This window comes from Duganella sp. GW821-FHT07F09 (assembly GCF_059418705.1).
On the sequence record NZ_JBWKQJ010000023.1, the window covers coordinates 13,449 to 34,015 of the forward strand.

General features: G+C 64.2%; 17 protein-coding genes. 3 read left to right on the forward strand and 14 right to left on the reverse strand.

Features of this window, described 5'->3' with window-relative positions:
- Window positions 1-49: 49 nt before the first annotated feature.
- The 3 genes from yajC to queA all read right to left on the reverse strand — a co-directional run bounded on the left by yajC (window position 50) and on the right by queA (window position 2,687).
- The gene (gene yajC / locus AC07P1_RS32390; RefSeq protein WP_090324870.1) at window positions 50-382 is read right to left on the reverse strand and encodes a preprotein translocase subunit YajC; all 333 of its coding nucleotides are present in this window, start codon (window positions 380-382) and stop codon (window positions 50-52) included.
- Between the two features lie 126 nt (window positions 383-508).
- Window positions 509-1,648: a tRNA guanosine(34) transglycosylase Tgt gene (gene tgt, locus AC07P1_RS32395; protein WP_471703731.1), complete on the reverse strand. Its 1,140-nt coding sequence runs from the start codon at window positions 1,646-1,648 to the stop codon at window positions 509-511.
- Between the two features lie 13 nt (window positions 1,649-1,661).
- On the reverse strand, window positions 1,662-2,687 hold the full coding sequence (gene queA, locus AC07P1_RS32400; protein WP_494699709.1) for a tRNA preQ1(34) S-adenosylmethionine ribosyltransferase-isomerase QueA: 1,026 nt from the start codon (window positions 2,685-2,687) through the stop codon (window positions 1,662-1,664).
- A gap of 137 nt (window positions 2,688-2,824) precedes the next feature.
- On the opposite strand from queA, the gene recG reads away from it, so the two are divergent.
- Window positions 2,825-4,915 carry an ATP-dependent DNA helicase RecG gene (recG, locus tag AC07P1_RS32405; RefSeq protein ID WP_494699710.1) on the forward strand — a complete coding sequence of 697 codons (2,091 nt, stop codon included), beginning with the start codon at window positions 2,825-2,827 and terminating at the stop codon, window positions 4,913-4,915.
- A gap of 339 nt (window positions 4,916-5,254) precedes the next feature.
- Here recG and AC07P1_RS32410 read toward each other — a convergent pair whose 3' ends face one another.
- The 5 genes from AC07P1_RS32410 to AC07P1_RS32430 form a co-directional block, all read right to left on the reverse strand.
- Entirely contained in the window at window positions 5,255-6,472 is a 1,218-nt protein-coding gene (locus AC07P1_RS32410) for an MFS transporter (RefSeq protein ID WP_494699711.1), read from the reverse strand.
- 83 nt (window positions 6,473-6,555) lie between these two features.
- On the reverse strand, window positions 6,556-7,551 hold the full coding sequence (locus tag AC07P1_RS32415) for a Gfo/Idh/MocA family protein (RefSeq protein ID WP_494699712.1): 996 nt from the start codon (window positions 7,549-7,551) through the stop codon (window positions 6,556-6,558).
- 72 nt (window positions 7,552-7,623) lie between these two features.
- Window positions 7,624-8,421 carry a DUF3025 domain-containing protein gene (locus AC07P1_RS32420; RefSeq protein WP_494699713.1) on the reverse strand — a complete coding sequence of 266 codons (798 nt, stop codon included), beginning with the start codon at window positions 8,419-8,421 and terminating at the stop codon, window positions 7,624-7,626.
- A gap of 3 nt (window positions 8,422-8,424) precedes the next feature.
- Window positions 8,425-9,477, reverse strand: coding sequence for a dihydroorotase (pyrC, locus tag AC07P1_RS32425; protein ID WP_494699714.1), 1,053 nt, complete (start codon window positions 9,475-9,477; stop codon window positions 8,425-8,427).
- Between the two features lie 216 nt (window positions 9,478-9,693).
- A complete protein-coding gene (locus AC07P1_RS32430; protein WP_494699715.1) occupies window positions 9,694-11,676 on the reverse strand; it encodes an oxidoreductase in 1,983 nt (660 codons plus the stop codon).
- Window positions 11,677-11,780: 104 nt separating this feature from the next.
- Here AC07P1_RS32430 and AC07P1_RS32435 point away from each other — a divergent pair, with 104 nt between their 5' ends.
- A complete protein-coding gene (locus AC07P1_RS32435) occupies window positions 11,781-12,683 on the forward strand; it encodes a LysR family transcriptional regulator (RefSeq protein WP_494699716.1) in 903 nt (300 codons plus the stop codon).
- 3 nt (window positions 12,684-12,686) lie between these two features.
- Here AC07P1_RS32435 and AC07P1_RS32440 read toward each other — a convergent pair whose 3' ends face one another.
- From AC07P1_RS32440 to AC07P1_RS32460, 5 genes are all read right to left on the reverse strand, one after another.
- Entirely contained in the window at window positions 12,687-14,114 is a 1,428-nt protein-coding gene (locus AC07P1_RS32440; RefSeq protein ID WP_494699717.1) for an amidohydrolase family protein, read from the reverse strand.
- Window positions 14,115-14,167: 53 nt separating this feature from the next.
- On the reverse strand, window positions 14,168-14,860 hold the full coding sequence (locus AC07P1_RS32445) for an amino acid ABC transporter permease (protein WP_494699718.1): 693 nt from the start codon (window positions 14,858-14,860) through the stop codon (window positions 14,168-14,170).
- Complete coding sequence (locus AC07P1_RS32450; protein ID WP_494699719.1) at window positions 14,860-15,591, reverse strand: amino acid ABC transporter permease; 732 nt, start codon at window positions 15,589-15,591, stop codon at window positions 14,860-14,862. The genes AC07P1_RS32445 and AC07P1_RS32450 overlap by 1 nt, the downstream gene beginning before the upstream one ends.
- Window positions 15,592-15,606: 15 nt before the next feature.
- Complete coding sequence (locus AC07P1_RS32455; protein WP_494699720.1) at window positions 15,607-16,578, reverse strand: amino acid ABC transporter substrate-binding protein; 972 nt, start codon at window positions 16,576-16,578, stop codon at window positions 15,607-15,609.
- 95 nt (window positions 16,579-16,673) lie between these two features.
- Window positions 16,674-17,399: an amino acid ABC transporter ATP-binding protein gene (locus AC07P1_RS32460; RefSeq protein WP_315222059.1), complete on the reverse strand. Its 726-nt coding sequence runs from the start codon at window positions 17,397-17,399 to the stop codon at window positions 16,674-16,676.
- Window positions 17,400-17,647: 248 nt separating this feature from the next.
- On the opposite strand from AC07P1_RS32460, the gene AC07P1_RS32465 reads away from it, so the two are divergent.
- On the forward strand, window positions 17,648-18,910 hold the full coding sequence (locus AC07P1_RS32465) for a dicarboxylate/amino acid:cation symporter (RefSeq protein WP_494699721.1): 1,263 nt from the start codon (window positions 17,648-17,650) through the stop codon (window positions 18,908-18,910).
- 229 nt (window positions 18,911-19,139) lie between these two features.
- On the opposite strand, the gene AC07P1_RS32470 is transcribed toward AC07P1_RS32465, so the two are convergent.
- Entirely contained in the window at window positions 19,140-20,555 is a 1,416-nt protein-coding gene (locus tag AC07P1_RS32470) for a M20/M25/M40 family metallo-hydrolase (protein WP_494699722.1), read from the reverse strand.
- Window positions 20,556-20,567 lie beyond the last annotated feature (12 nt).

The window sequence follows — 20,567 nt, forward strand, 5'->3', positions numbered from 1 at the left end:
GCAATACGGCCCGCTTATCGCGCGATAAACGGGCCGGGGCCTGGGCCGGTTACAGCGCCTTGAGCGTGCCTTTCGGCAGCACCATGGTCACGGAGTTCTTCTGCACCACCAGTTCGGCGCCGCTGGAGATCTCCAGCGTGATGTACAGGTCGGAAATCTTCGAGATGCGGCCGAGCACGCCGCCGGCGGTGACCACTTCGTCACCCTTGGCCAGCGCTTCCATCATGGCCTTTTGTTCCTTGGCGCGCTTTTGCTGGGGACGGATCATCAGGAAGTACATCGCCACGAACATCAGAATCAGAAAACCGTACTGGCCCAGGAAGCCGCCGGTCGCGCCGAGGGCGTCGAGTGGATTTTGGGCATACGCATTGGATATAAACACAGGTGACTCCGATAATAGTTTGAAAAAACAGCGCTGTATTCTAGCACTGGCCGGAAGCCGAAAGGACTTCCGGCTATATGGGTGGTTGAATTCTTTTTACAAGACTTGCAACAGTTGTTGAAGCAATTAGATGCCGCGCGCCCGTTCCGCGTGGAATTGCAAGGTCCAGGCGTGGAAGCGGTCGTCATCCAGCGCCTCGCGCATCTGGCGCATGATGTCCAGATAGTAGTGCAGGTTGTGGATGGTGTTCAGGCGCGCGCCCAAGATCTCCTGGGTGCGGTTCAGATGGTGCAGATAGGCGCGCGAGAAGTTGCGGCAGGCGTAGCAGGAGCAGGTGCTGTCCAGCGGCTCCTTGTCATCCTTGTAACGCGCGTTCTTGATCTTGATGTCGCCGAAGCGGGTGAACAGCCAGCCGTTGCGGGCGTTACGGGTGGGCATCACGCAATCGAACATGTCGACGCCGTTCGACACGCCCGCCACCAGGTCCTCCGGCGTGCCCACGCCCATCAGGTAGTGCGGCTTGTTGGCCGGCAGCCTGGGGCCGACGTGCGCCAGGATGCGCATCATGTCCTCCTTCGGCTCGCCAACCGACAGGCCGCCGATGGCCAGGCCCGGGAAGTCGATCTCTTCGAGGCCGGCGAGCGACTCGTCGCGCAGGTTCTCGAACATGCCGCCCTGGACGATGCCGAACAGCGCGTTCGGGTTCTCGCCGCGATGGAACTCGTCATTGGATCGTTGCGCCCAGCGCAAGGACATCCGCATCGACTTTGCCGCCTCGTCAAGGGTGGCCGGGCGGTTGTCGATCTCGTACGGTGTGCATTCGTCGAACTGCATGACGATGTCGGAATTGAGCACGCGCTGGACCTGCATCGACACTTCCGGCGACAGGAACAGCTTGTCGCCATTGATCGGCGAATTGAAATGGACGCCCTCTTCCGTGATCTTGCGCATCGCGCCCAGCGAAAACACCTGGAAGCCGCCGGAATCGGTCAGGATCGGCTTGTCCCACGCCATGAAGTCGTGCAGGCCGCCGAATTTGGAGATGACGTCGTTGCCCGGGCGCAGCCACAGGTGGAAGGTGTTGCCCAGGATGATCTGGGCGTCGATTTCCTTCAACTCCAGCGGCGACATCGCCTTGACCGAACCGTAGGTGCCGACCGGCATGAAGATCGGGGTCTGCACCACGCCGTGGTTGAGTTTGACTTCGCCGCGGCGGGCCTTGGTCAGGCCGCTGCTATCGGTCTTGTGTAGCGTAAATTCCAACATTGAAGATTCCTTATTATGCTCGGGCTTGCGTCGTCAGCAGCATGGCGTCGCCATAGCTGAAAAAGCGATATTCGTTGGCGATCGCGTGGGCGTAGGCCGCGCGGATCGGTTCAAAACCGGCGAAGGCCGACACCAGCATCAGCAGGGTCGACTTGGGCAGGTGGAAATTGGTGATCAGGCGCGTGACCGTCTTGAACCGGTAGCCGGGTGTGATGAACAGCGCGGTGTCGGCGCTGCCGGCCTCCAGCTCGCCGCCCTGCGAGGCCGACTCCAGCGCGCGCAGGCTGGTGGTGCCGACCGCCACCACGTCGCGGCCGGCGGCGCGGGCCGCGCGCACCGCGTCCACGGTCTCCTGCGGCATGGTGTACCACTCGGTGTGCATCTTGTGCTCGGACAACACCTCGGCGCGCACCGGCTGGAAGGTGCCGGCACCCACGTGCAAGGTCACGTAGGCGAACTCGACGCCCTTGGCCTTGAGCTCGGCCAGCAGCTTTTCGTCGAAATGCAAGCCGGCGGTGGGCGCGGCGACGGCGCCGGGCACCTTGTTGAACACGGTCTGGTAACGCGTCTCGTCGAACGAATCGGCGTCGTGCTCGATGTAGGGCGGCAGCGGCAGGCGGCCGTGCGCCTCGATCAGTTCGAATACGTCGGCGTCGAAATGCAAGGTGAAGAACTCGCCGGCGCGCTCGCCGACGGTGACGTCGAAGGCGTCGGCCAGGCGGATCCTGACGCCGGGGCCGGGCGACTTGGAGGCGCGCACCTGGGCCAGCACGGTGCGGTTGTCCAGCACGCGCTCGACCAGCGCCTCGATCTTGCCGCCGCTTTCCTTGACGCCGAAGAAACGCGCCTTGAGCACGCGGGTATCGTTCATCACCAGCAGGTCGCCAGCTTGCAGCAGGCCGACGATGTCGGCGAATTGGCGGTCGACAATGGTCTCGCCGTCCAGATGCAGCAGGCGGGAGGCGCTGCGGTCCGGCAGCGGGAATTGCGCAATACGCTCTTGCGGCAGGTTAAAATCGAAATCGGAAAGCGAGTACATTTTGCGGACTTCTGGAAACTGTTGAAGAAAATCGGCTACGCCACTTAGTGTGGGAGCCTTACAATACCGGCGTTATTGCCATTGATTTGTCACGGGCAACCCTCTATTTTACGCTAGTGCCCGAAAAACGCTCGAATATGCCTCTGCCGCCACCCAACAGCGCGCTAAAAAGCCCGCCCAAGCCCGCCCGGAAGGCCGTCAGCCCGGAAGCCAAGCTGGCCAAACTCGGCCTGCACACGGACATGGATCTGGTGCTGCACCTGCCGATGCGCTACGAGGACGAAACCCAGGTCATCACCATCGAAGAGGCCCGCCTGCACGGCGGCGACACCTCGCAGGTCGAGGGCGTGGTGGTCAAGAACGAAATCACCTACAAGCCGCGCAAGCAACTGCTGGTGCACATCGCCGACGAAACGGGCGACCTGCAACTGCGCTTCATGAACTTCTACGGCAGCCAGGTCAAGCAGCTGGCCGAAGGCACGCGGGTGCGCGCGCGCGGAGAGCTCAAGCACGGCTTCTTCGGCGCCGAGATGGTGCACCCGGCCTATAAGGTCATCAACGAGGGCGCCCCGCTGCCGACGTCCCTGACGCCGGTGTATCCGTCGGGCGAAGGCCTGTCGCAGCCGATCCTGCGGCGCGCCATCGGCGACGCCATGAAACGGGTCGACTGGACCGACACCTTGCCGGCCGAGCTGCGCGCCGAGATGCAGCTGTCGGACTTCGAACCGGCGGTCCGGCTGCTGCACCATCCGCCGCAACAGGTCGACGAGCACGCGCTGGCCGACCGCTCGCATCCCGCGTGGACGCGGGTGAAGTTCGACGAGCTGCTGGCGCAGCAGCTGTCCTTGAAACGCGCACAACGCGCGCGCCGCTCCAAGGGCGCCGCCGCGCTGAAGGTGGTCGGCGCGCTGTCGCAGCGCTTCCAGGCGGCGCTGCCGTTCAAGCTGACCGGCGCGCAGCAGCGCGTGCTCGATGAAATCCGCGCCGACCTGCGCCACCCGTACCCGATGCAGCGGCTGTTGCAGGGCGACGTAGGCAGCGGCAAGACGGTGGTATCCGCGCTGGCCGCCGCGCAAGCGATCGACAGCGGCTTCCAGGCCGCGCTGATGGCGCCCACCGAAATCCTCGCCGACCAGCACTTCCGCAAGATCGCCGCGTGGATGGAGCCCTTGGGCGTCAAGGTCGCGTGGCTGACGGGCAGCTTGAAAAAGAAGGACAAGCTGGCCACGTATGAACTGATCGAATCGGGCGAAGCGCAACTGGTGATCGGCACGCACGCGCTGATCCAGGAAGCGGTCATCTTCGCCAATCTGGGGCTGGTGATCGTCGACGAGCAGCACCGTTTCGGCGTCGGCCAGCGGCTCACCTTGCGCAACAAGGGCAACGAAGGCGCGATCCCGCACCAGTTGATGATGTCGGCCACGCCGATCCCGCGCACCCTGGCGATGACCTACTACGCCGACCTGGAAGTGTCGGTCATCGACGAACTGCCGCCGGGGCGCAGCCCGATCGTCACGCGCGCCATCGACCAGAACCGGCGCGACGAAGTGATCGAACGCGTGCACGCGGCGGCGCTCGAAGGCCGGCAGATTTACTGGGTCTGCCCGCTGATCGAGGAATCGGAAGCGCTGCAACTGCAAACGGCGACCGACACGCACGCGCTGCTGGCCGAAGCGCTGCCGGATCTGAGCGTGGGCCTGGTGCACGGGCGCCTGAAGCCGGCGGAAAAACAGGCGGTGATGGACGCCTTCATCGCCAACGAAATGCAGGTGCTGGTGGCGACGACGGTGATCGAGGTGGGTGTCGACGTACCGAATGCGTCGCTGATGGTGATCGAGCACGCGGAGCGCTTCGGGCTATCGCAGCTGCACCAGCTGCGCGGGCGCGTGGGGCGGGGTTCGGCCGCCAGCGTGTGTTTGCTGCTGTATCAAAGCCCGCTGGGCGGCGTCGCCAAGCAGCGGCTGATGACGATGCGCGAAACCACCGACGGCTTCGAGATCGCCCGGCGCGACCTGGAGATACGCGGGCCGGGCGAATTCCTCGGCGCGCGGCAATCGGGGCAAGCGATGCTGAGGTTCGCGGATCTGGAGACGGACGGCTGGCTGGTGGACCAGGCGCGCGACGTCGCGCACGACCTGCTGCACGCCGACAGCGCCGAAAAAGCCGCCACGGTCGAAGCGCACCTGGCCCGCTGGCTAGGCGGCCGCGAAGAATTCCTCAAAGTCTAATCCGGGGTCAGGTCCACCATTGCTACACGGGCTGGGCTTTAACAAGGCTGTCGGCGGCTCCTGGCGGATTACGCTTCGCTAATCCGCCCTACGTGTTTCCTCATTATTATTGACCTTGGTGGCCATCATGTAATTCGCGGGGGCCACGGCGTGCGGCTCAGCCGTGGAGACACGTAGGGCGGATTAGGCGGAACGCCGTAATCCGCCATGTACGCTCCGCTCAGAAGCACATGTAGAATCGGTTCGCCAGATCGACCACGAACTCCGGCTGCAGGTAGGCCATGAACACCAGCGCCACCACCACAACTCCAGCCGCCCGCAGCGCCCACGTTTTCATCGCTACGCCGCCTTCAATACGCTGCGCACCACCGGCCGCTCGTTGATCGGCAGATTAATCAGCCCCGCCATCACGCCCAGCGCGATCGAGATGCCCCAGACGATGTCATAGCTGCCCTGCTTGGCGAACAGGAATCCGCCCATCCACACGCCAAGGAAGCTGCCCACCTGGTGCGAGAAGAACACCACGCCCGCCAGCATCGACATATGCTTGACGCCGAAAATCCCGGCGATGATCCCGTTCGTCAGCGGCACCGTCGACAGCCAGATCAACCCCATCGCCGCCGCGAACACGTACACCGAAAACGGCGTCAATGGCGCCAGCAGGAACAGCGAGATCACGATCGACCGCGTGAAGTAAATCGACGACAGCAAATACCGCTTCGGCAGCCGTCCACCCAATTTGCCGGCATAGTAGGAGCCGACAATATTGAACAAGCCAATCAGCGCCAGCGCCATCACCGCCACGCTCGGATCGCCGATGCCCTTGTCCTTCAAATAGGCCGGCAAATGCACGCCGATGAACACCACCTGGAAGCCGCAGACAAAGTAACCCGCCACCAGGAACAGGAAGGAGCGGTTGCGAATCGCCTCGCTCATCGCCTCGCGGATGCTTTGCTGCGGACCGTCGCCATGGTCGAGCGCCGGCTCGCGCAGATAGAAGGTCATCGGTATCATCAACAGCAGCACCAGCGCGGCCAGCACATAGAAGGCGTTTTGCCAGCCGATCGCGGAGATCAGCTGCTGCTCGACGGGCATCATCAGGAACTGGCCGAACGAACTGGCGGCGCCGGAGATGCCGAAGGCCCACGAGCGCTTCTCGGCCGGCGCGACACGGCCGATGATGCCGCTGACGGCGCCGAACGCGGTGCAGGAAAGCCCCAGGCCGATCAGCACCCCGGTGCCGATGACGAACATGGTCGGATCGGTCACCACCGCCATCCAGATCAATCCCGCCGCGTAACTGAGCGCGCCCACCAGCACCACGCGCATGGTGCCGAAGCGGTCCGCCGCCATGCCGGCGAACGGGCCGAAGGCGCCCCACATCAAATTCTGCAAGGCCTGCGCCAGCGAATAGGTTTCGCGCGTCCAGCCGTTGGCCTGGGAAATCGGCTGCATCCAGAAGCCGAAGCCGTGGCGCACGCCCATCGCCAGCGTCAGGACGACGCCGGTGGCGATCAACACGGTTTTGAGCGAGGGTGCGCGGCTGGCGACAAACATGGGTTTTCCCGGTTATCGAAACGACATCTGCCGATTTTACCCAGTTCCCGCCAACCGCGCTTGAACTTAACTTATTTGCTACCTCATTCGTCGGCGCCGTAGCGCAGGCCGATCTGCTGGCGGATCGAGTCCAGCGTGCCCATGATGTTGAGCGTTTCCGCGTGCGGCATGACCGGGCTTTCGATCAGCCCTTCGCGGATGCAGCGGCCCACTTCCTGCGCTTCGTGGGTATAGCCGTTGCCGGTGCGGGCGATCGTCATCGTGCGCTCGCTGCGCGCGGCGCCGTCGACCAGGGTGACGGTGATGGTCTCGGTGTTGTGGAAACGGTCGCTCAGGCGCACGAAGCCCTTGGTGCCGGAGATCGTCAGCTCGGTCGGCGTGCGCGAACGCAGGCTGCACGCGCACGCCGACACGCCGCCGCCTTCGTGCGTGAGCGTGAACGCGGTCTGCATGTCGACGCCGGTCGGCGCCATCTCGGCCTGCGCCTTCACGCCGGTGACGGTGCCGAGGAAGAACGACGACATCGACAGCGGATAGATGCCCAGGTCCAGCAGCGCGCCGCCGCCCAGCTCCGGATTGAACAGGCGATGCTCCGGCCCCGCGTCGGACGTGAAGCCGAAATCGGCGGTGACATGCGCCGGCTTGCCGATCTCGCCGCTGTCGACGATGCGCTTGGCCTCGACCACGGCCGGCATGAAGCGCGTCCACATCGCCTCCATGACGAACAGTTTTTTCTCGCGCGCCAGCGCGATGATGTCCTCGGCCTGGCGGCGGTTCATCGTGAACGACTTCTCCACCAGCACCGCCTTGCCGCCGTTGAGGCACATCAGCGCGTTCTCGTGGTGCATCGGGTGCGGCGTGCCGATATAGATGACATCGACCTCGGGATCGTCGGCCAGCGCCTGGTAGCTGCCGTGGAAACGCTCGGCGCCGAACTCCGCGCCGAATTTGGTAGCGCTATCTACGGAGCGCGAACCAATCGCCGCGAGTTTTGCGCCCGGCGTGTCCTGCAATGCGGTGGCGAAGGCCTTGGCGATTTTGCCCGTTCCGAGTATGCCCCAGCGAATTACCTGCGTCATGGCGTGATCTTTCTGCCGCGTCGGCGGCGATAGTGGTTGTGCTGCGGTCAACTGCGGCGTAATGTCGAGATGCTATTTTACTGCGACTGGCCGTTTGGGGCGGAACACCGTTGCGTCGGCGTAGAAGGCGTCGTCCTGGTCCGGCCACCATCCGGGCACGCCCAGCGCCTGCATCGGCGTGAAGTCGGCGGTGCTGAGACCATTGTCGGCCAAGTCCAGCGCCACTTTGCGGTCCAGCCATGCGCGCCGCGCGGCGTGCTCCATCGCGAAGAAATCGTCGCCCGCCACCACCACGCGGGTGTGCGCGGTGATCGCCTTGCGAGGTGCAACCAACTTCTCCATCAGCGCGTGGCCGAACAGCCATACCTGGGCGTCGGGGCCGAAGCTGGCGCGCCGGCCGACGAAAGCGTCGTGCCAGCGATGTTCGCGCAGCGCCTCGGTCAGGCGATGGCCGCTATCGCAATCGCGCACCACCAGCAGCGCCGCGTTTTCGTCGAAGATGGTGGCGCCGTCGCGCGCGGGGCCGCGCGATTTGCCCACGCCGTCCTGCGCGATCTGCCCCGCCTGCAAGGCGTTCAGCCGCACTTTGATCAGCGGGAAGCTAAGCCATACCAGGCCGTTGAAGAAGTCGTGGAGATTGTCGCGCGTGGGCACGCCGCCGGTGGCGCCGATGAAGGCTTCGTACGCGGTGCCATCGGGCAGCGCATCCTGCGGCACGAAGGACAGCGGCAAGCCAAGGTGATTGCGCAGGCCCAGTGCGGCGGCCTGCGCGCTGAAGGCGTCTCTGAAATGGACGTCCGCTGTCAGCTTTCCGGCCGCGTCCCGTACCGATTCATACCAGGGGCGCGACCAGTCGATCGATTCCAGCACTGCTTATACCATTTTCCAGTTGATGGTTTCGCCGGCGTTGAGCGGCACCACCTGCTGGTCCGCCATCGGCAGCGTTTCGGGCAGCGTCCACTGCTCGCGTTTGAGCGTGATGGTGTCGGTGTTGCGCGGCAGGTTGTAGAAGGCCGGGCCGTTGAAGCTGGCGAAGGCTTCCAGCTTGTCCAGCGCGCCGGCGCGCTCGAACGCTTCGGCGTACAGCTCCATCGCATGCAGCGCGGTATAGCAACCGGCGCAGCCGCAAGCGGCCTCCTTGGCACCCTGCGCGTGCGGCGCCGAATCGGTGCCGAGGAAGAAGCGCTCGTCGCCGCTGGTGGCGGCGGTGACCAGCGCCAGGCGATGTTCTTCGCGCTTGAGAACCGGCAGGCAGTAGTAGTGCGGGCGAATGCCGCCCTTGAAGATGTCGTTGCGGTTGTACAGCAGATGATGCGCGGTGATGGTGGCGGCGATCGGGCCTTCGGCTTCGGCCACGTACTGGGCGGCGTGCTTGGTGGTGATATGCTCGAAGACGATATTCAGCGCCGGGAAATCGCGGCGCAGCGGGCGCATGACGCGCTCGATGAAGACGGCCTCGCGGTCGAACAGGTCGATATCCTGGTCGGTGACTTCGCCGTGGACCAGGAACGGCATGCCGACTTCCTGCATCATCTCCAGCGTTTTGTAGCAGTTCGACAGGTCGGTGACGCCGGCGTCGGAATTGGTGGTGGCGCCTGCCGGATACAGTTTGACGGCGTGCACGATGCCGCTTTCCTGCGCGCGCAGGATCTCGTCGGGCGGCGTGTTGTTGGTCAGGTAGAGCGTCATCAGCGGCTCGAACTTCATACCGGAGGGCAGCGCGGCCATGATGCGGCTGCGGTACGCCTCGGCGGCGGCGGTGGTGGTCACCGGCGGCTTCAGGTTGGGCATCACGATGGCACGGGCGAACTGGCGCGCGCTGTGCGGCAGCACGCTGGCCAGCGTGGCGCCGTCGCGCAGGTGCAGGTGCCAGTCGTCTGGACGGGCGATGGTGATGCTGTCGGGAGTGTTTTCGAAGTCGGACATGGCTGCGGGCTTTCTGGCTATCAAAGTGCGGATACCGACATTTTACCTGTTGCCGGCCAGCGCCCAAGAAAGATTGGGGTCAAGCCTGACATTCGGACACGACCCCATCCGCAGCCCACAACAGCTAACGCTAGAAATAACAATTTGCCATCACATTAGCGCCGAGGCCGTGTCCGAATGTCGGACTTGAGCCCGTAGTTCTATGACCCGGTAGCTCTAGAATCGGATCACCGTCTTGCCGGCGCCGTGGCCTTGCTTGTTGCGCTCGATAGCTTCGCTGGCCTGCTCCGCCGTCAACACTTCGTCGATCACCACCGTCAGGTCGCCGGTCGCGACTTTGCCCGCGATTTCGGCCAGTTGGGCGCCGTCAGCACGCATTCGGAACCAGCCGCCGCGCCGTCCCTCCGACAATTGCGCCGCGATGTCCGGAGCCGCCGTGGTGAAGATGCGGCCCTTCGGCGACAGCACTTGCCAGGAGCGGCTCAGGGTCTCGCCGCCGACCAGATCGAGCACCAGGTCGACATTCTTTACCGTCTCCTCGAAGCGGACGGCCTGGTAGTCGATCACTTCGTCGGCGCCAAGGCGGCGCAGCAGATCGGCGTTGCGGCCGCGCGCGGTGACCACCACCCGGGCGCCGGCCTGCTTCGCGAACTGCACGGCGAAGCTGCCGATGGCGCCGGCGCCGCCGTGGATCAGCACCGTTTCGCCCCGCTGAAGTTGTCCCGCCTCGAACAGCGATTGCCAGGCCGTCAGCGATGCGACCGGAATCGCCGCCGCCGTAACGTCGTCGATGGCCGAGGGAATCCGCGCCAGCTTGGCGGCGCCGATCACCACGTGGCCGGCATACGCGCCCAAGGCTCCGAGCGCGCCGTGCACCCGGTCGCCGATGGCGTAGCCTTCAACGCCCGCGCCGACAGCGGCAACCTCGCCGGCCAGCTCGATGCCCAGCGTGGCCGGCAACGGCAATGGGAACGCGTCCTGCACCAAGCCATCACGAATCTTCCAATCGAGGCCGTTGACGCCGGCGGCGGCCACGCGCACCAGCACCTCCCCTTCGCCGGGCTGCGGCATCGACACCTCGTCCCAGCGCAAAACCTCCGGCCCGCCATACGCGTGGATGCTCAGCGCGCGGTTGGCGCGTTCATCGAGCGCCGGATAATCGATATAGCCCAGCGGGCCAGGGACATAGAACAGCGCGGCATTCGGCGTGTTGAGCGGCGCGTTCAACTCAAAGCGGCGCGGCAGATCCGGATTGGCCAGGAAGGTGCTGCCGTAGACAACGGCATCGGCCTCGCCGGCGGCGATGCGCTGCTCGCCGGACTCGCGGCTCTGGCCACCACCCAGCAGGTAGGCGCCACCGAACAACGGCCGCAGCGCGCCGTGATAATCGTAGTTCGCCTTGAACAGGGCCACATGCAGATATGCGAGCTTTAACGGCGCCAGTTCACCCACCAGATAGGTGTAGGTTTCAACCGGATTCTCGTCGGCGATGTCGTTGAAGCCCATCTCGGGCGAGATCTTGATGCCGACGCGGTCCGCGCCCGCCTCCGCGATCATCGCTTGCAGCACCTCCAGGATGAAGCGCGCGCGGTTCGCTACGGATCCGCCGTATTGGTCCGTGCGCACGTTCGTCCCTGATGCCAGGAACTGCTCCGGCAGATAGCCCGATGCCGCATGCAGCTCGACGCCGTCGAAGCCCGCCTCCAGCGCGCGGCGCGTGGCCACGCGGTATTCGTCCACCACCGCCGCCACTTCCGCCGTCTCCAGCGCGCGCGGCGTGACGAAATCGGCCATGCCGGACATCGTGTACGCCTGGCCAGCCGCTTTGATCGCCGACGGCGCCACCGGCAGCGCGCCTTGCGGCAGCATCGAGGGATGCGAGATGCGGCCGGTGTGCATCAACTGCAGGAAGATCCGTCCACCCTGGGCGTGAACCGCGTCGGTGACGCGCTTCCAGGCCTGGACCTGGGCATCGCTGTAAATGCCGGGCGTGGCGACATAGCCCTTGCCCATAGCGCTCGGGAAGGTGCCTTCGGTGATGATCAGGCCCGCGCTGGCGCGCTGGCGGTAGTAAGTGACGGCAAGGTCGGACTGGACGCCGTCGGCGTCGTTGGCGCGCGAGCGGGTCATCGGCGCCATGATGATGCGGTTGCGAAGGTCGTAAGGGCCGATCTTGACTGCGGTGGAGAGCTGGTTCATTGCGATTCCTCGGGAAGTGGATGACAGTGAGGCCATCATCCATTGTTTCTCCCGGTGGATAAATAGCTTAAAATGAAATCACTGATCCATAGATGGAGCAATCGATGACACTGCTGGCGAGTATGGAGTTGTTTGTGGCGGTGGCGAACGCCAAGGGCTTCCGGCGCGCGGCCGAGCAGCTGGACATGCCCAACTCGACGCTCTCGCGCCGCATCTCCGATCTCGAAAAAGAAATCGGCGTGCGCTTGTTCCACCGCTCCACCCGCAAGGTGGAGCTGACGGAAGCGGGCCAGGCGTACTTCCGACGCTGCCAGGGCATCGTCGCCGAAGCACGCATCGCACACGAATCGCTGATGGAACTGGCCGAACGCCCCAGCGGCCTGCTTCGCGTGTCGATGCCGGTCGACCTGGCGATCAGCTACCTGGCGCCGGCGATCAAGCGCTTCGGCGAACTGTATCCGCTGATCGATTTCGAGATGGATCTGACACCGCGCCGCATCGACCTGGTGGCGGATGGTTTCGACTGCGCGATCCGCATCGGCACGCCGCCACCGACGCCGTCCACGTTGATCTCCAGGCAGATCGGACTGCTGCCGCGCTATCTGTTCGCGGCACCGGAGTACCTGCGCGACGCGCCGCCGCTGAACCACCCGCAAGACCTCGCGCATCACCAGTGCGTGATCCAGGCGGCATCGGGAAAGCAATCGCGATGGACGCTCACGTCGGGAAAACAAACCACCACGGTCGACGTCTCCGGCCGCTACTGCGCCAACAACGTCAGCATGTGCCGCACCTTGGCGACACTCGGCGTGGGCATTGCCATCTCGGCGGGCCCGCAGATGCGCGACGACGCCCTGCGCGGCACGCTGCAGCGCGTGCTGCCCGATTGGGACGTCTCGCCCGCCCCGGTCCACGCGATCATCGAGTCGCGCCTGATCCCTTCGCGCGTGCGGCTGTTCATCGACTTCATGCAGACCAGCCTGAAGGACTACGCCGCGCACGCGTGACGCTCACTGCGACGAGACCCACTCCTTGGTATCGGCCAGCATCTTGTCGAGCTGTGCGCGATCGTAGACTTTTCCCCGGCTGACGACGACGCGGATCTGCCGGGTGGCGGCGATGTCGCGCAGCGGGTTCGCATCCAGCACCAGCAGATCGGCCGTCTTGCCGGCGTCGATGGCGCCGTAGCGATCCAGCTTGCCGAGGAAGCGCGGCCCGTTGATCACCGCCGTGCGTAACGCCTGCGCGGGCGTCAGGCCGTACCGCACATACAAGCCGATTTCGTCATGTAGCGCCTGGCCGGGATAGTCGTACGAGTTCAAAAATCCCGCGTCGGTGCCGGCGATGATGCTGACGCCCTCCCGCTCCAGCAGCGGCAGCAGCGCGGCGGATTTCTCAAACGTCGCCTTGCGCAGCGCGATCGCGTCGGCGTCGTCCTGCGCGGCGCGCTGCACACGCCACTCGTACGTCGCGCGCAACCCTTTGCCGATGTACTGCAACGCCGGATCGTGCGCATGATCGTCTTGGTCCAGATAAGCAACCACCCGCGACACCGACAACGTCGGCACCACCGCCGTGCCTTTGGACGCCATGTAGCGGAAGGCGCCGCGCGCGGTCTGCTCGTCGTAGCTTTGCAGGCTCAGTTTCATCGCCTCCTTGCCGGTCAGCGTGCCCGCCGCCACCTTGTCGGTCAGCTCGCGCTCGAGCGGCGTGGCGGCGCGCAGCAGATACGACTGGTGCTCCACCGTTCCCAGGCCGGCGTCGAACATCTGCGATAGCGTCATCTGCACCGGCACGTGGCCAGACGTACGCATGCCGCGCGCTTTGGCTTGCCGCAGCGCTTCCAGATACATTTCCGGCTTGAGCGTGTTCTCGGTGATTTTGACGAAATCGACTTTCTGCGCCTGCAAACCGTCGAGCGCCTTGCCCACCTCTTCCGGCGTGCCGACTTCGATGGTGCCCTTCCACAGCGGCTTGTAGCCTTCCAGCTTGGCGCCGGAGGTAAAGATGGTCGGCCCTTCGAGCTGGCCGGACTTGATCTGGTCGCGCCATGCCAGCACGGTGTCCGGCAGGTCGCCGGAACAATCGCGCACGGTGGTGATGCCGTTGGCCAGATACAGCGGAAGCAGATGCTTGTTCTCGTCGATCAGCGCCGGGCCGCCGCCGAAATGCACATGGGTGTCCCACAACCCCGGCATCAGATATTTACCGGGCAGGCGCATGATCGTCTTCGCGGCGTAACCGGATAGCTGTCGGTCGTCGACCACGGCCAGGATGCTGCCGTCCTTCACCACGACCGATTTGCCCTTGATGGCGGCGCCGTTGGCGACGTCGATCAGCGTGGCCTGCGTGAGCACCAGATCGGCGGCGATTTTATCGGCGGCGTGCGCGCTGGCGAGCAGTCCGAGCGCCAGCAGGGCGCCGGCGATTGTCTTCATGGATGGCATGCGATGTCATTTGTTTGGTTCGAATCGGGCCATACTAACAGAGCCTAGCGCACGATCGCCACGCGCTTGTGCAGCTGCCGCGCGAGCCACGACAACAGGCAGCACAGAACGAAGTAGACCAGCGCCACGAAGGTGTACATCTCCACCAGCCGGCCGTCGCGCTGCGCCACTTTGCTGGCCGCGCCGACGAAGTCCGGCACCGACAGCACATACACCAGCGACACGTCCTGGAACAGAACGATGGTCTGCGTCAGCAGCACCGGCAGCATGTTGCGGAAGGCTTGCGGCAGCACGATGCGGCCCATCGTCTGCCAGTAGCTCAGGCCCAGCGCCTGCGCCGCCAGCACCTGTCCGCGCGGGATCGCCTGTATCCCGCCGCGCATGATCTCGCAGTAGTACGCGGCCTGGAACAAGGTGAACGTGATCAGCGCCGACCAGAACGTGCCGACCTTGACCGGCTCCTGCGCGCCGATCACCCACGCGGCCATGTAAGGCACCAGGAAGTAGAACCAGAAGATCACCAGCACCAGCGGCACCGCGCGTATCAGGTTGACGTAGGCGGCGGCCACCAGCGCCAGCGGCTTGAAGCTGGACATGCGCCCCAGCGCCAGCAAGGTGCCCAGCGCGACGCCGCCGATCATCGACAGCACCGTCAGCTCCAGGGTGAACGCCATGCCGACCTGGAACAGGTAGACCCACGAGTTGGCGATGACGCTGAAGTCGAATTGCGCGAACATCAGCGGCCTCCCAGTGTGCCGGGCAGCGCGAGGCGGTGCTCCAGCCAGCGCATGGCGGCGATCACCACCAGGTTGACCACCACATAAATCAGCGTGGCGGCGGTGAAGGCTTCAAACACCTGGAAGGAAAACTCCTGGATGGCGCGGGCGCTGGCGGTCAGCTCCATCAAGCCTATGGTCAGCGCCACGGAGCTGTTCTTGATGATGTTGAGGAATTCGCTCGTCAGCGGCGGCAGGATCATGCGCACCGCCAGCGGCAGCAGCACGAAGCGGTAGGTCTGCGGCAGGTCAAGGCCCAGCGCCAGCGCGGCCAGGCGCTGACCACCGGCCAGCGCCTCGATACCGGCCGTGACCTGCACCGCCACCCGCGCCGACGTGAAGAAGCCCAGGCACAGCACCGCCGTCACGAAGGGGGCGTTGGGCAGGGACTTGAGCCAGTCGCCGCCGGCCTGCGGCAGCAGCTCCGGCATCACGAAGAACCACAGGAACATCTGCACCAGCAAAGGCACGTTGCGAAATAGCTCGACGTAGCCGGTGCCCACCATCCGCAGCCAGCGGTTGGGCAAGGTGCGCATGGCGCCGACGGCGAAGCCCAGCGCCAGCGCGATCACCCAGCCAGCCAGCGACGTCGCCATCGTCCAGGCCAGCCCGGAAAGCAACGTCTGCCAGTACGTTTGCACGCCGTCCGGCGACATCTCCCAGAAGATGTTCCAGTTCCATTGATAGTTCATCGCAACGCGCCGCGCTTATTTCTTGGCGTCGGTTTTCTGCGCGGCCGGCGCCGGTGCCGCCGCCGTGACGGCGTAAGCCGCTGGATCGGGCGAATCGGTCGGCTTGGCGATGACCGCCTTGAGCGTGGCCGGCATCGGGAAATTGAGGTTGATGCCGCGCGGCGGGATCGCGCTCATAAACCACTTGTCGTAGGTCTTGGAGAATTCCGGCGACTGGTAGAACTGCGTCAGCGCCGCGTCGACCACCGCCTTGAAGGCAGGGTCGCCGCGCCGCATCATGATCGCGTACGGTTCGACCGACAACGCCTCCGGCAGGATGGTGTACTCGGCCGGATTGCGCGCGGTGGCGACCTGGCTGGCCAGCAGGATGTCGTCGTTGGCCTCGGCGGCGGCGCGACCGGTTTCCAGCATCAGGAACGATTCGGGGTGGTCCTTGCCGACGGCGATCGTCATACCGAGTTTGCGCTCGTTGTTCAGCATCGTCATCTGCTTGAGCGTCGTGGTGCCGGCGGTGGCCACGAGGGTCTTGCCCTTCATGTCGGCCAGGCTGCGGATGTTCGACGCCTTCTTGACCAGCAGCCGGTTGGAGATGACGAACATGGTGGGCGCGAACGCCACCTGCTTCTGCCGCTCGGCGTTGTTGGTGGTCGAGCCGCATTCGAGATCGATGGTGCCGTTGGCCATGAGCGGAATGCGGTTGGCGGCCGTGACGGGATTCATCACCACCTTCAGCCCGGACAGGCCCAGGTTCTTCTCGATCGCCGCCACCGCCTTCAGGCACAGGTCGACCGAGTAGCCCTGGTACTGCTGTTTGTCGTCGAGGTAGGAGAAGGGAATGGAGCCGTCGCGCACACCGAGCGTGATGGTGCCGGTGCGCTTGATCTTGGCCAGCGTGCCGCCGGCTTCCTGGGCGGCGGCCGAGCCGGTGGCGAAGACCGCGCTAGCGGCGACGATGGCAAAACGATAGAGCACTCGCGGTAACGACATGATTCCTCCTAAGAAAAATACAATGAACGTCAAAAACGACCTGCCGGCGGGCGCCGGCGCATGCTATCTGTGATGCAGGTGGATCCGAAGCCAAGCTAGTGAATAATCCGCGCCAGGAAATCCCGGGCGCGCTCGGAACGCGGGGCGCCGAAGAATTCATCCTTGGTGCAGTCCTCCAGTATCCGCCCCTTGTCCATGAAGACGACCCGGTTGGCCACCTTCCTGGCGAATCCCATTTCGTGCGTGACCACCATCATCGTCATGCCCTCTTGCGCCAGGCCGACCATCACGTCGAGCACCTCGTTGATCATCTCCGGGTCAAGCGCGGAGGTGGGCTCGTCGAACAGCATCGCGATCGGGTCCATCGACAGCGCCCGGGCGATGGCCACGCGCTGCTGCTGGCCGCCGGACAGCTGGTTCGGATATTTGTCCTGCTGCGACAGCAGGCCGACCCGGTCCAGGTACTGCAGGCCGCGCGCGTTGGCCTCGTCCTCGCTGCGGCCCAGCACCTTGACCTGGCCCAGGGTCAGGTTCTGGCGCACCGACAGATGCGGGAACAGCTCGAAATTTTGGAACACCATGCCGATGCGCGCGCGCAGCTTGGGCAGGTCGGTGCCCTTGGCGCCGACCGAGATGCCGTCGACCACGATTTCGCCCTGTTGAAACGGCTCCAGGCCGTTGACGGTCTTGATCAGGGTCGACTTGCCCGAACCGGACGGCCCGCAAATGACCATCACGTCGCCTTTGGAGACGCTGGTGGTGCATTCGGCCAATACCTGGAACTGGCCATACCATTTGCTCAGATTATTTATCGCTATCATATTTTTGGCAAAGTTAGAGTGCCCGCGACAGGTATGTGGACCTGCGTCCACGCGAACTTGACAGTACCCTTGACCACAAGGATACTGCGGAACTTGCTCAATGTTTCATCAGCTTACAAAGCTGCATTGGCTGGATCATACCTCCACATTGCGGGGAAATGACATTATTTTGTACGAGATTGTGCTTTGGCGGATTTATCCCGCCACAGCCAGCGTCCATAGAGACACTACCATGGAAAACAGAGAACATGCATAAACAAAGTCGTTTGACCACTTACATCCTGATCGCACTGGCGCTAGGTATCCTTACAGGCTACATCGTTCATGCCAACATGGAAAACCCGCTCAGTTTCGCCGATTCGATGTCGCTGATTACGACTTTGTTCCTGCGTCTGATTAAAATGATCATCGCGCCGCTGGTGTTCTCGACCCTGGTCGTCGGCATCGCGCGCATGGGCGACGCCAGCGAAGTGGGCCGCATCGGTCTCAAGACCATGGGCTGGTTCTTCATCGCCTCGGTCATGTCGCTGAGCCTGGGCCTGGTGCTGGTCAACCTGTTCCGCCCGGGCGACGCGCTGCTGGGCCATATGGCCGCCACCGCCTCGTCGAAGGTCGAGCTGGCCACGTCCAGCCTGACGTTGAAGGATTTCGTCACCCATCTGGTGCCGTCGTCGATCATCGACGGCATGGCCAAGAACGAAATCCTACAGATCGTTATCTTCTCGCTGTTCTTCGGCTCGGCCGCGGCCGCCGTCGGCAAGAAGGCCGACATCATGGTCGACGCGCTCGACGGCGTCGCCCACGTGATGCTCAAGGTCACCGGCTATGTGATGAAATTCGCGCCGATCGCCGTGTTCGCCGCCGTCGCCGGCGTCATCGCCAAGAGCGGCCTGGGCGTGCTGTCGACGTACGGCGTGTTCATGGCCGAGTTCTACTTCGGCATCATCCTGCTGTGGGGCTTGCTGATCTTCGCCGGCTTCCTGTTCCTCAAGGGCCGCGTGTTCGGCCTGATGAAGGAATTGCGCGGCCCCGCCCTGCTGGCCTTCTCGACCGCCTCGAGCGAAGCGGCCTATCCAAAAACCTTGGAAGGCCTGGAGCGCTTCGGCGTGCGCAACCGGATCGCCTCGTTCGTGCTGCCGATCGGCTACTCGTTCAATCTGGACGGCTCGATGATGTACTGCACCTTCGCCACCGTGTTCATCGCCCAGGCGTACGGCATCGAAATGTCGCTGGGCCAGCAGATGACGATGATGATGGTGCTGATGCTCACCTCCAAGGGCATGGCCGGTGTGCCGCGCGCCTCGCTGGTGGTGATCGCCGCCACGCTGAGCCAGTTCAACATCCCCGAAGCAGGCATGCTGCTGCTGCTGGGCATCGACCACTTCCTCGACATGGCGCGTTCCGCGACCAACGTCATCGGCAACGGCGTCGCCACGGCGGTGGTCGCCAAGTGGGAGGGCGAGCTGCTCGAACCGGGCCAGGAAGATGAGATGGTAAAAGACGCCGCGTAATACACGCAGCGAAAGAACGAAGGCCACCGTCAGGTGGCCTTTTTTAATCCGGGGTCAGGTCCTAATGCCGCCAAGTTAAGGCGATTTTCGTAGGGCGGATTAGACGGAACGCCGTAATCCGCCATGAGCCGCCGACGGAGCTTGGCGGATTACGCTGCGCTAATCCGCCCTCCGTGATTTAGATGAACGCTTAACTTAGCGGCATTAGGACCTGACCCCGGAGTTGCCTTTACTGGTTGGCGTAGATTTTTACGAGCTCGTGCAGGAAGGTGCGGCCTTCCATCAGCGATTGCACGCCGATGTATTCGTTCAGGCCGTGGATGTTGCCCAGGTCCGGCGTGAGGAAGATGCCGCTGATGCCGTATGTCGGAATGCCGGCGGCGTTCAGGAACTGGCCGTCCGTGGCGCCGGACTGCAGGATCGGCATCACCGGCACGCCCGGCCACATCTTGGCCGTCATGCGCTCGACCGGTTCCAGGATCGCCTTCGTCAATGCCGGCGGTGCCGAGTTCTCGCCACGGATTTCCAGCGTTTCCACCTTCACGGCCGGGTCGTCGATCGCTTTGACCAGGGTTTGACGCACTTCTTCCTGAGTCACGCCGGGGAAGATGCGGCAGTTGATGTTGGCGCGGGCGCGCTGCGGCAGCGCGTTGGTGGCGTGGCCGGCGTCGAGCAAGGTCGCGACGCACGTGGTGTGCAGCATCGCGCCCCAGCTGGAATCGGTCGACGATACCAGCGCGACCGCCTTGGCGTCGCCCGGGTTCTTGACCACCGCCAGCATGGCGTCGGCGACATCCTTGCGGCCGGCCGCCGCCTGGATCTTCGACATGCCGTTCAGGTAGCCACGGCTGCCGTCGGCCAGTTGGATCGGGAACTCGTAACCCTCGACCTTTTTCAGCGCGGACGCCAGGCGGTAGATGGCGTTGTCCTTTTGCGGACGCGAACTGTGGCCGCCGCGATTGGTCACTTCCAGCCGGTAGTTCTGCGCGACCTTCTCGCCCGCCTGCACCGTCATCGAGACGCGCTTGCCGGCGGCATCGAGCTCGCCGCCCGCGCCTTCGTTGAGCGCGTAGCCGGCGTCGATCAGGTCGCGCTTGTTCTTGGTCAGCCACTCGGCGCCGTTGAAGGCGCCGGCGGTCTCCTCGCCGCAGGTCAGCGCCATCTTCAGGGTGTGGCGCGGCTTGAAGCCTTCCTGCTTGAAGCGGATCAAAGAGTTGGCCCAGATGGCCGCCTGCGCCTTGTCGTCGAGCGCACCGCGCGCGTAGAACTTGCCGTCCTCCTCGATCAACGTGAACGGGTCGCGTACCCAGTCCTCGCGCTTGGCCTCGACCACGTCGATGTGCGCCAGCAGCAGGATGGCCTTGGCCTTCGGATCGGTGCCCGGCAGGATGGCGACCAGGCCGCCCTCCTTAGGAAACTTCGGATCGGCGAAGGGATGCAGGTCCGAGTCCGGGAAGCCCGCCGCTTTCAGGAGCGTGGCGATGCGTTCGGCCGCCAGGGTACAGCTGCCCGACGATAAGGTGGTGTTGGTTTCGACCAGCTCTTTGTAGAGGGCGCGGAATTGCTGTTCGGTGGGATCGGCGTAGGCATTCTGCATACACGCCACCAGCGCGGTGACAGCACCCAGGACAAAGCGTGACTTCATGGTCGGTTCCTT

What these genes read in the sequence shown, in the direction of transcription:
- queA (WP_494699709.1), bottom strand. Translation starts at nt 2,687, where the DNA reads ATGTACTCGCTTTCCGATTTCGATTTTAACCTGCCGCAAGAGCGTATT.
- AC07P1_RS32410 (WP_494699711.1), bottom strand. Translation starts at nt 6,472, where the DNA reads ATGTTTGTCGCCAGCCGCGCACCCTCGCTCAAAACCGTGTTGATCGCC.
- AC07P1_RS32460 (WP_315222059.1), bottom strand. Translation starts at nt 17,399, where the DNA reads ATGATAGCGATAAATAATCTGAGCAAATGGTATGGCCAGTTCCAGGTA.
- tgt (WP_471703731.1), bottom strand. Translation starts at nt 1,648, where the DNA reads ATGTTGGAATTTACGCTACACAAGACCGATAGCAGCGGCCTGACCAAG.
- AC07P1_RS32440 (WP_494699717.1), bottom strand. Translation starts at nt 14,114, where the DNA reads ATGAAGACAATCGCCGGCGCCCTGCTGGCGCTCGGACTGCTCGCCAGC.
- AC07P1_RS32430 (WP_494699715.1), bottom strand. Translation starts at nt 11,676, where the DNA reads ATGAACCAGCTCTCCACCGCAGTCAAGATCGGCCCTTACGACCTTCGC.
- AC07P1_RS32470 (WP_494699722.1), bottom strand. Translation starts at nt 20,555, where the DNA reads ATGAAGTCACGCTTTGTCCTGGGTGCTGTCACCGCGCTGGTGGCGTGT.
- recG (WP_494699710.1), top strand. Translation starts at nt 2,825, where the DNA reads ATGCCTCTGCCGCCACCCAACAGCGCGCTAAAAAGCCCGCCCAAGCCC.
- AC07P1_RS32435 (WP_494699716.1), top strand. Translation starts at nt 11,781, where the DNA reads ATGACACTGCTGGCGAGTATGGAGTTGTTTGTGGCGGTGGCGAACGCC.
- AC07P1_RS32450 (WP_494699719.1), bottom strand. Translation starts at nt 15,591, where the DNA reads ATGAACTATCAATGGAACTGGAACATCTTCTGGGAGATGTCGCCGGAC.
- AC07P1_RS32445 (WP_494699718.1), bottom strand. Translation starts at nt 14,860, where the DNA reads ATGTTCGCGCAATTCGACTTCAGCGTCATCGCCAACTCGTGGGTCTAC.
- AC07P1_RS32455 (WP_494699720.1), bottom strand. Translation starts at nt 16,578, where the DNA reads ATGTCGTTACCGCGAGTGCTCTATCGTTTTGCCATCGTCGCCGCTAGC.
- pyrC (WP_494699714.1), bottom strand. Translation starts at nt 9,477, where the DNA reads ATGTCCGACTTCGAAAACACTCCCGACAGCATCACCATCGCCCGTCCA.
- AC07P1_RS32415 (WP_494699712.1), bottom strand. Translation starts at nt 7,551, where the DNA reads ATGACGCAGGTAATTCGCTGGGGCATACTCGGAACGGGCAAAATCGCC.
- AC07P1_RS32465 (WP_494699721.1), top strand. Translation starts at nt 17,648, where the DNA reads ATGCATAAACAAAGTCGTTTGACCACTTACATCCTGATCGCACTGGCG.